The 9,993-nt window shown below is 58.2% G+C and carries 10 protein-coding genes; 9 read left to right on the forward strand and 1 reads right to left on the reverse strand.

All coding sequences use genetic code 11. From position 1 onward, the window contains the following. The coding region (locus ACIQ5B_RS08305; RefSeq protein ID WP_397598596.1) for a hypothetical protein at window positions 1-197 on the forward strand (197 nt) is incomplete at its 5' end. A 177-nt stretch (window positions 198-374) separates the two neighbouring features. Here the strand turns inward: ACIQ5B_RS08305 and ACIQ5B_RS08310 are convergent. Continuing rightward, complete coding sequence (locus tag ACIQ5B_RS08310; RefSeq protein WP_397598597.1) at window positions 375-2,477, reverse strand: TonB-dependent receptor; 2,103 nt, start codon at window positions 2,475-2,477, stop codon at window positions 375-377. Window positions 2,478-2,677: 200 nt separating this feature from the next. On the opposite strand from ACIQ5B_RS08310, the gene ACIQ5B_RS08315 reads away from it, so the two are divergent. The 8 genes from ACIQ5B_RS08315 to ACIQ5B_RS08350 all read left to right on the forward strand — a co-directional run. Then, on the forward strand, window positions 2,678-3,679 hold the full coding sequence (locus tag ACIQ5B_RS08315) for a cysteine synthase A (RefSeq protein ID WP_397598598.1): 1,002 nt from the start codon (window positions 2,678-2,680) through the stop codon (window positions 3,677-3,679). A 29-nt stretch (window positions 3,680-3,708) separates the two neighbouring features. Beyond that, on the forward strand, window positions 3,709-3,984 hold the full coding sequence (locus ACIQ5B_RS08320) for a hypothetical protein (protein ID WP_397598599.1): 276 nt from the start codon (window positions 3,709-3,711) through the stop codon (window positions 3,982-3,984). A 5-nt stretch (window positions 3,985-3,989) separates the two neighbouring features. Beyond that, entirely contained in the window at window positions 3,990-4,823 is an 834-nt protein-coding gene (locus ACIQ5B_RS08325; protein ID WP_397598600.1) for a DUF4350 domain-containing protein, read from the forward strand. A gap of 305 nt (window positions 4,824-5,128) precedes the next feature. Next, window positions 5,129-5,617 carry a division/cell wall cluster transcriptional repressor MraZ gene (locus ACIQ5B_RS08330; RefSeq protein WP_397598601.1) on the forward strand — a complete coding sequence of 163 codons (489 nt, stop codon included), beginning with the start codon at window positions 5,129-5,131 and terminating at the stop codon, window positions 5,615-5,617. Further along, window positions 5,614-6,570 carry a 16S rRNA (cytosine(1402)-N(4))-methyltransferase RsmH gene (rsmH, locus tag ACIQ5B_RS08335; protein WP_397598602.1) on the forward strand — a complete coding sequence of 319 codons (957 nt, stop codon included), beginning with the start codon at window positions 5,614-5,616 and terminating at the stop codon, window positions 6,568-6,570. Before ACIQ5B_RS08330 ends, rsmH begins: the two co-directional genes overlap by 4 nt. Before the next feature lie 8 nt (window positions 6,571-6,578). Further along, on the forward strand, window positions 6,579-7,223 hold the full coding sequence (locus ACIQ5B_RS08340; protein WP_397598603.1) for a hypothetical protein: 645 nt from the start codon (window positions 6,579-6,581) through the stop codon (window positions 7,221-7,223). Continuing rightward, complete coding sequence (locus ACIQ5B_RS08345) at window positions 7,223-8,959, forward strand: peptidoglycan D,D-transpeptidase FtsI family protein (protein WP_397598604.1); 1,737 nt, start codon at window positions 7,223-7,225, stop codon at window positions 8,957-8,959. The genes ACIQ5B_RS08340 and ACIQ5B_RS08345 overlap by 1 nt, the downstream gene beginning before the upstream one ends. Beyond that, window positions 8,959-9,993 (forward strand): UDP-N-acetylmuramoyl-L-alanyl-D-glutamate--2,6-diaminopimelate ligase (locus tag ACIQ5B_RS08350; protein ID WP_397598605.1); only part of this gene is annotated, 1,035 nt, incomplete at its 3' end. The genes ACIQ5B_RS08345 and ACIQ5B_RS08350, both read left to right, overlap by 1 nt.

Raw genomic sequence — 9,993 nt, forward strand, 5'->3', positions numbered from 1 at the left:
TTGGCACGGTCGGCGCGATAGGGTGCGTGCTTCAGCCTGAAAAAGGGCCTGTTGCATCAAGCTCTGAACAGCGCGAACATGGTTGGATGTGGCGGGAAACCGTCCTGTCCGTGCGGACAGCCTTTGGGGGTTTACGAACCTTACCCCCGATGGACAGCATGCCAGCCAGCAAAGGCGGCCCGGGGGCATTAGCCTGATGGAACAAGCGGGCCTTAATCAACCAACACCATCAGCCGGAAGCACGCACCAGCGCTTCCGCGCCGGCCGTCCCCCTTTTGCACGCGGCATGGCCGCGTTCATTTACTGTAGGAAATAATCTTGCCGATGTAGGAAAGATTATCCCGTTGTCAGGTAGCGCGGTCGCCCGCTGACCGTTAAAAGCTGATCCGCGCGGACAGACGGAAATCGCGACCGGACAGCGGGACAAAATCTTTCGTGAAAGATGCCGACCGGCGGGCGACAACGTCGAAAATATTGTTGGCAGACGCAATCAGCGATATGTTGCGGTTGTTGGCAAGCGGACGCCATGTCGCGGTCGCATTGACCAAGGTGAAGCCATCGGTCGCGCTTTCGAACGGCGCTGTTTTTGTCTGGGCATCGCTCCATTCGACTTCACCGCGCAGGTCCAGGCGCGCACTGTTCATCTCCACGCCGCCCAACACACGCAAGGGTGGAATGCGCGGGACATTGCCCGCACCGCCCGAGATTTTGGCCCGCGTATAATCGGCAACAGCATCGACTTTCAGGTCCACATCGCCAAAGCTTGCCACCTTTTGCGATCCCTGAAACTCGACGCCCCAAACCTTGGCATCGTCCTGAAAATATTGGAACACGGGCAGGTCGTCTTCGACGTCACCTGTTTCCGCTTCGTAAATGAAATTGTCGAACCGGTTGCTGTACAGCGTCAGGCTGAATGCGGTGTCCGCCGTATCATAACGCGCATACAGCTCGCCATTCCACGCGCGCTCGCTCTTCAGCAACGGGTCGCCGACTTCAAATGCCTGCGTTGCGATATGCGGACCGTTGGAGAATAGCTCCTCGACCGCTGGCGCGCGGCCCGTGCGTGACAGGTTCGCGCCGATCTTCAAATCGCCGATATGGTAGCCAACGCCGAACGCGCCGGAGACATTGTTGAACGAGCGGCTGATACCTAAAGTATCCGCGCGCAGTTCGGCGGTGTCAAAACGCAACGCGACTTCGGCGTCGAGATTTCCGGCGGTGAATTCCTGCAGCGTGAACAATCCAAACTGCCGGCTTTTGTTTGGCGGGACGAATGCTTCCGCGCCAATCGCGTCCAGTTTGCGGAATTGATATTGCGCACCGCTTGCGCCGCGCCAGCCGCCGCGATCATTCTGGATAAATTCAGCGCGGGCCTCAATTCCCTTGCTGTTGAAAACGGTGCCGATCTCGTCACCTTCAAATTCGGTGTGGCTGTAATTGGCATAGCCCGCCCGCAGGCGCAGCTTTTCAAACAGGCCATCGCCCAAATCCAATTCGCCGCGGACATCGAAACGATATTGCCGCATGCCAATGGTAACCGGCGCTTCCTCTTCGTCGCCATCGCCATGTGCATGTGCATGCCCACTGCCGGGGCGGGCAGGGATGCCGTAATTGGTGTCATAAATGCTGTAGGACAGGCCGATATTGCCGCCTTCGTCGATGAACGCGATGCCGCCAGCTGCGGTCCAGCTTTTCACCGCGCTGTTGGGAATGCGGCCGCGTTGGTCGGCCAGTTCACGTGCTTCGGCGGCCTCTTCGAGATGGCCTTCACTGGCCTCTTCCGCCGCGAGATCCAGCACCTCGGCGCGCAAGCTAGGCGAGAGGATATAGCCGCCGGTGCGCAGATCATCGCTGTTGCGATAGCTGCCATCCAGATGGACGACGACCCGCTCGGTCAACGGCACATCAACCGATGCCCCGCCGGACCAATCGCGCGCCGCGCTGCCATAACCGCCAAGCGCATCGACATGCACGGCCTCATCGGGGATCGCACGCGGAATGCGCTTGTCGAGCGCGTTGACCGCGCCGCCAACGGCTTGGCCACCAAATAAAAGGACCGCCGGGCCGCGGAGCACTTCGATGCGCTCAACGGTCAGCGTATCGATGGTGACCGCATGGTCGGCAGAGGTGTTGGACGCGTCAATATTGCCAATGCCGTCGGTGAGCACGGCGACGCGGTTGCCCTGATATCCGCGCAGCACAGGGCGCGATGCACCGGGGGAAAAGCTGGTGGCCGATACGCCGGGCAGGCTGGAAAGAATGTCACCCAATTGCGCGCGGGTTTTCTCGGCCAATAGGTCCCCGGACACCGCCGAAGTTCCGGACAGAATATCGAGCCGCTCAACATAAGGCGCGGTGACAACGATTTCTTCAGTGCCGTGAAAATCATCTGTCTGCGCCGCGGCTGCCGAAGCGCCGGTGCTGCCGGTCTGTTGCGCATAAGCGGGCACGGATAGCGCAACCGACAATGCTGTCATGCTGGCGGCGAAAACGTGAAAGCGTGGGATTTTCATGAGATTGGTGTGATCCTGTCATGCATTTGGCGACTATGGAGCGATCAATATAGAATATGATATAATATATCAATACCTAATTCCCATATTGCGGCGCGCCGAAGACTGCCCTGTACGCGACACCGGGTTGCGGACGGCCAACAACGCGACTAACTATCTCGGCTATGAACATGCTCCGCTCGACATTAGATTTGATTGGCAACACACCGCTCGTTCGCCTGAAAGGCCCAAGCGATGCGGCGGGTTGCGACATTTTTGGCAAGTGCGAATTTGCCAATCCCGGCGCGTCGGTAAAAGATCGCGCGGCGTTATACATTGTGCGCGATGCCGAACGGCAGGGGCTGTTGCAGCCCGGCGGCACGATTGTGGAAGGGACGGCGGGTAATACCGGTATCGGCCTTGCGCTCGTTGCTAATGCGCTGGGGTACAAAACGATCATCGTCATGCCCGAAACGCAAAGCCAGGAGAAGAAAGACACGTTGCGCGCGCTTGGCGCGGAGCTCGTGCTTGTGCCTGCTGCGCCTTATTCCAACCCCGGACATTTCGTGCACACCTCGCGCCGTTTGGCCGAGGAAACCGACAATGCGGTGTGGGCGAACCAGTTTGATAATATCGCCAACCGCCGCGCGCATATCGAAACCACGGCCGAAGAAATCTGGGCGCAAATGGAGGGCCGGGTCGATGGCTTCACCTGTGCCGCAGGGACCGGCGGCACCATCGCAGGGGTTGGGCTGGGTCTGAAGGCGAAGGATGAAAATGTCACCATCGCCCTCACCGACCCGCATGGCGCATCATTGTATAATTATTATGCCAATGGCGAATTAAGCGCCGAAGGCACGTCGGTTGCCGAAGGCATTGGTCAGGGACGCATCACCGCCAATCTCGATGGCGCGCCAATTGATACGCAGTTCCGCATATCGGACGAAGAGGGCATGATATGGGTCCGGCGTTTGTTGGCGGAGGAGGGGCTGTGCCTTGGCCTGTCGTCAGGCATTAACGTCGCCGGTGCGGTTGCCTTGGGCAAACAGCTTGGCCCAAAAGCGCGCATCGCGACGATATTGTGCGACACGGGTTTCCGTTATCTGTCGACGATTTACAATCCGGAATGGATGCGCAGCAAAAATCTAGACCCCATGCCTTGGCAAATGGACAGCGCGGCGCAATAACGCGCACGACGGTTTACAGGAGATCGCAGGTGATTGAGCAAAAGCAATCCGCAATTCAGCGTATTCAGGTCGGCGTCGTTGGCTTGGTCGTCGTGCTCCTGTTCGTAACCTTGGCGACGATGGTCTTGGATCGTGTCAGCGACAGTCCGCAGACGCCGGGAACAATGGACGCGACCCCGATTACCGAAATGAAGAAACAAACGCCGGATGAGCCACTGGCTGAACTGGGCGTGACCCCGGTGGCCAAGGATGAAAGCGCGACGCCGCCGAAGAGCGCCACACCACCGCGCGGCCGGCCGCAGTAACCATTATGACGAATTTGAGAGTGCGTTTCGGCGGCAAAAGGCGCCCGCTTTTGCTGCTGCTCGCCGTTGCTTTGCTGTTCCTGATGTCGTTGCTGGCTTATGCCTTTACCCGGCCTGCGCCCGATGGCCCGAAACAAAGCTTGGGGTTGATGACCACGCTGCCGCTGCAATGGAGCGAGGGCGGCGTTGAAGCGGACCTTGCCGACGATGCCAAGCCGCACCCTGCGTTCGCGCGGCTCAGCCAAAGCTATTATGTTCAGCCGCTCGACGATGTGCGCGACCTTGCAGAACAGCGCCTGCTGTTGTTGGCGCAGCCGCGGGCATTTAGCCCGGCCGAGCTTGTCCAACTGGATAGCTGGGTGCGCAAGGGCGGGCGTTTATTGATCCTCGCCGATCCTGCTCTGCAGTGGGGGAGCCTTTATCCGTTGGGCGATAAGCGCAGGCCGTTGTTCACATCAATGCTATCACCCTTATTTGCGCATTGGGGCCTTGAGCTTGTGTTGCCCATTGCCGATGCGGAACCGATGGCTATCCGCAAGATTGGCACGCTGAGCATCCGTACGCAGACGCCCGGCGAGTGGCTGAAGATCGGGCGCGGCGGTTCAGCGCGATGTACGATAGAGGAGGGCGGCCTTTTGGCGGATTGCACGATTGGCAAAGGCCGCGCTTTGCTCGTCGCCGACGCCGATTTACTCGATACGGCCTATTGGGAAGGGCGGGGCATGCGCGTGCTGACCGGCGGCGATGAATTCGGCAATTTGACTTGGGTGGAATCATTGCTGGCGCGCTTGCACGAAAGCGATTCCATATCCGGGGATTTTGTGGGACATTCGGGGTAGAAATGGGCTTGGCACCGGAAATCTGCGGAAAATCGATGCTGCACACCCATGTCTGCCCAAGGATTCATGCTCATTTTGCACATTATTTTTATATGAGGAAAAAAATTATATAATGTTTTCAGTATATTAATATTTAACACCCCAATTTTCCCATAAAATCCCTCTTTTCATCCATGAAATCCCTTGCTATGCAAAGTCATCCAAGGGGTGGATAACTGATAATATCGGTCGTTACGGCGTCCGCATGGCAAAGGGCTTTGCCATGATTGTCGTTCTGCGCCCTTTTTCATGGGGGTGTTCGGACGGTGTCAGCGTTGGTGGTCTATGCAGGTTCGGGGGTGTCGGGTGTCGACGCCAAGGGCCGCACGACTATACCCGCCGAGATCCGCGACAGCGTATTGCAATCCAGCGGCAGCAACAGCGTGTGCATCTCGCGCCACAGCAGCCTTCCGTGCCTCATCGGTTTTGGCAGTGCCGAACGCCTCAAACTGCGCGCAGACATCGAAGCGCAATGGCAGGGCGCCGTTAACCGCGGCACAGACTTTGACCGCGAACTGGCTGGCGTTTCCGCATCTTCCATCTTTGAAACCGCTTTTGAAGCCAGCGGCCGTTTCGTGCTGTCGCCGATGCTCAAGCATTTTGGTCGCATTGACGACCGTGCCTTTTTCTTCGGTGCGACCACGCACTTCATGCTTTGGAACCCTGACGTTTTCCTTAAGGAAGCGCCAGCCGCGTTCAACCCCGTCAAGGACGAGCTCAATTATTGGCTGTCCCAAGGCAAGCGCGACAAATGAGCGCGCCGGCCCCCCATATTCCAGTCTTACTGGATGAAGTGATTCACTCTCTAGCCATCACCCCTGGCGATGAGATCGTGGATGGTACCTTTGGTGCAGGCGGATACAGCCAAGCGATACTGGCTGGCGGTGCGCGCGTTTACGCGTTCGACCGCGATCCTGATGCACTATCAGAAGGTGCGGACCTTGCAGGCCGCAGTGAAGGCGCTTTGCGTCTTTACCCGGCCTGCTTTTCTATCATGGATGACGTTTTGAAGGCCGACGACATAATGTCGGTCGATGGCGTTGTTCTCGACATCGGTGTGTCGTCGATGCAGCTTGATCGCGCGGAGCGTGGCTTTTCTTTCCAGAAAGACGGCCCGCTCGATATGCGTATGGCGCAGGACGGCATGTCCGCCGCTGACTTTGTCAACGAAGCCGACGAAGCCGATATTGCCGACATCATCTATCGTTATGGTGAAGAGCACCGTTCGCGGCGCATCGCGCGTTCGATCGTTGCGGCACGGCCCATCGAAACTACCGCGCAACTCGCGGCCATCGTTCGTAAAGCCGTGGGCCACAAGCCCGGCGCGCCAAAAGATCCCGCCACTCGGGCTTTTCAGGCGATCCGCATTCATGTGAACCGCGAGCTCGACGAATTGACCGACGGATTGGAAGCTGCCGAGCGTATGCTTAAGCCCGGCGGTCGTCTTGCTGTTGTGACGTTCCACAGCCTTGAAGATCGCATCGTGAAGCAGTTCCTGCGTCGCCGCAGTGGCGCAGAGAGCGCTGGTTCACGTCATGTGCCAATGGTCGGCAGCGCCGGACCGCAACCTACCTTTGAAAAGGCGGATAAAGCTATTCGCCCTTCAGAAGCCGAACTTACCCGCAACCCAAGGTCGCGTTCCGCCACCTTGCGATCCGCAACCCGCACACACGCACCCGCATGGGCAACAGGAGGACTGGCAGCATGAGTCTCGCCATGCAACGACTTAGAAACCTAGGCTGGCTTGCGCTGGTGTTTATGGTTGCGATCCTGCTCTATCCGCTGTCGCTGAACGTTGCGGCGATGCACAGTAATCTTGTCGCGGTTGACCGTGAAATTATGGACACAAAGCGTGAGATCAGCTTCCTTCAGGCGGAAATCCGCACGCGCGCCAGCCTGCAGCAATTGGAAGAGTGGAACGAGCTTTTGTACGGTTATCAGCCCCCTGCGGCGGACCAATTTGTCAATGGCGAAGCTGCGCTTGCTAGCCTGACTGGTGATCTTCCTGAGACCAAGCCTGTGATGATGGCCGCTGCAAGCGTTCCGGCACCGCAAGTTGTTGCAGAGCCTGCGGTGGTAAAGGAAACAGTTGTCGAAACGCCAAAGCCAGCCGCGCCAAAGGCTGCTGCCGCTAAGGCCGTTGCCACTAAGGCCGTTGCCACTAAGGCCGCCCCCACGAAACTTGCGGCCAACGACGTTAAAATCTTCGCCACCCCGGTAAAGCGTGCTGCGGCGAAAGTAGAGGCTCCGAAAGTAGAGCAGAGCCGCACCGAGCGTTTGGCGCGGATGGATGAAAAGCTTTTGTCGGACGACCTGTTGCGCGATATTTCGGCAAAAGCAGCTAAAGAACGCCGCCGTTAATGACGCCGCAAACGGCCCGCACCACGACCCGGAAAAGCGGCGTCGGTACGCCTCCATTTGCAGCGCACGGTTTCTGGCGGCTGCTGGTTTTACTCGCCGCTTTTGGCATGTTCGTCGTCTTGCTCATCGGGCGCTTGGCGACGCTCGCCTTATTTGAAAATTCGCGGGCTTATGGGGCAACCAGCACGGAATATGTGCCCGAACGCGGCGATATTGTGGACCGCAACGGCGTTCCGTTGGCACGCAGCATCTATGGCTATGCCATTTGGGTGAAGCCCGCTGAACTGTTGGGCGACCGCAAGCAATTGGCCAACCAGCTGGCGGCCATTTTTCCCGACACACCGGCTTCAGAATTTTATGCCAAGTTGACCGCTGACAAGCCCGGCTATCTGCGCAAGCGCGCGCTGCCCGAGCAAGTCAAGCAGGTGCACGACCTTGGCGAGATTGCCATTGAATTCCCGCGTGAGGCAACGCGTCTGTACCCGCAGCATGACATGGCCGCGCATGTTCTCGGCTTCGTAAACCGCGATGGCCGTGGCGCTATGGGAATGGAGCGGGTCATGAACGATTATCTGCGCGACCCGTCGAAGCGCTCGACCCCACTGAATTTGGCTTTGGATGTCCGCGTGCAGGCCGCGCTTGAAAGCGAGCTTGCTTCGGGCATGACCGCAACGAACGCAAAAGGTGCCGCTGGCGTCATATTGGATGTTGCGACGGGTGAAGTCATCGCCATGGCAACATTGCCGTCGTTCAACCCCAACCGGCCGTCGTTCGCAAATATTCCGGACCTTGGACAGCCGATTGTCGATGGCCGCTATCCCATTTCGCGGCAAACGAACAACGTCACCAACCGCGTGTATGAACTCGGATCCACCTTCAAACCGCTGACCGTGGCTGCTGCGTTGGACGCAGGCACCGTGCGTGACCTTTCGGTTCGGTATGATGCGACCAAGCCGCTTCAATTCGGCAGGTTCAAAATCCGGGATTCGCATCCGTCGGACCGCTGGATGAACACGCCCGAGGCGTTGATCCACAGTTCGAATATTGTAACCGCACAAATTTCTGACCAATTGGGTGCTGCCCGTATGGATGCGATGTTGCGTACTATGCATTTTAATGCGCGTCCCGACATCGAATTGGCAGAAAAGGCGATGCCGCTCTATCCCAAATCATGGGATCGCCTGACCAATATGACCGTGGGTTTCGGACATGGTATCGCGGTTACACCCATGCATTTGGCCAGCGCATATGCCGCGATGGTCAATGGCGGCATTTATCGCCCGGCCACGATGTTCAAGACGAAACCGGATGCTAAAATTCCCGGCAAGCGTGTCTTTTCCGCGGCTACCAGCGCACGGATGCGGCAGCTAATGCGGATGATCGTCGTCGACGGCACGGGCAACAAAGCCGACGCCTTGGGCTATCGCGTCGGTGGCAAGACAGGCTCCGCCGAAAAACCCGGCGTTGGCGGTTACAACCGTACGCTGGTTGTTTCGACCTTTGCAGCGGCTTTCCCGATGGATAACCCGCGTTATGTTGTGCTTGTCATGCTGGATGAGCCTCAAGGCACCGAAGCATCAAGCTTTCAGCGGACGGCAGGCTACACCGCGGCGCCGGTGGTGCAAAAGACGATTACACGCATCGGTCCGTTGATGGGAATTATCCCTGACATGAAACGCGATGTTGATGTATCGGAACTCATGCCTTTATTGTGGAAGGCGAAGGGAGAGCAATAGTGAAGCTCGGGCAATTGGTAAGCGATGCCGATCCGGCATTTGCCGACAGAACAGTGACCGGCTTTGCCATCGACCATCGGAAGATTGCGCCCGGAACGGTTTTTGGTGCCTTTGAAGGTGCCAGTTTCAATGGTGAAGATTTCATCGATGCCGCGATTGCCGCCGGTGCGGTGGCCATCGTCGCGCGTCCGGAGGCAAAAGTAACAGGCGCATTGCATATCGCGGATGCGGAACCACGCCGCGCCTTTGCGCAATTGGCCGCCAATTATTTCCGTCCCTTTCCCGGGCAGATTGCCGCCGTCACGGGCACAAATGGCAAGACATCAACCGCTGAACTCACCCGTCAGCTGTGGCGTATGGCGGGGCACAATGCAGCGTCGATCGGCACATTGGGCATTACAACGGCGTCGGACCAGACGACAACGGGTCTGACAACGCCCGACATCGTGACCTTTCTTGCGAACATGTCCGGTCTGGCCCGCGAAGGCGTAAGCCACGCGATATTTGAAGCATCCAGCCATGGCCTTTCCCAATATCGCAGCGAAGGCGTTCGGGTTTCGGTGGCCGCATTCACGAATTTGAGCCGCGATCACCTGGATTATCATGGCACGATGGAAAACTATTTCGACGCGAAGATGCGTTTGTTCGACGAGGTTGTCGATGAAAATGGCTGCGCCGTCATCTGGGCCGACGATGTCTGGTCGGACCAAGTCATTGCACGGGCGCGTAAACGCGACCTGCGGATGATTACCGTGGGCGAAAAGGGCAAGGGTGTGCAATTGCTCTCGCGCGAAGCCACGCAGCTTGGCCAGACGCTTGAGCTGCGGATTCAAGGCGACGTGTACAAAGTGAAGCTGCCGCTGATTGGTGCCTATCAAGCCGCAAACGCGCTTGTCGCCGCTGGCGTCGTGATGGCGAGTGGCGGCGACGTGGAAAGCCTGCTGTCGCATCTCGCGCGGTTGCAGCCCGTCCGTGGCCGATTGGAGCGCGCCGTCATCACCAAGAGCGGCGCACCGGTCTATGTCGATTATGCG

This window comes from Sphingorhabdus sp., assembly GCF_044374345.1.
Taxonomy (GTDB): Bacteria; Pseudomonadota; Alphaproteobacteria; order Sphingomonadales; family Sphingomonadaceae; genus Sphingorhabdus_B.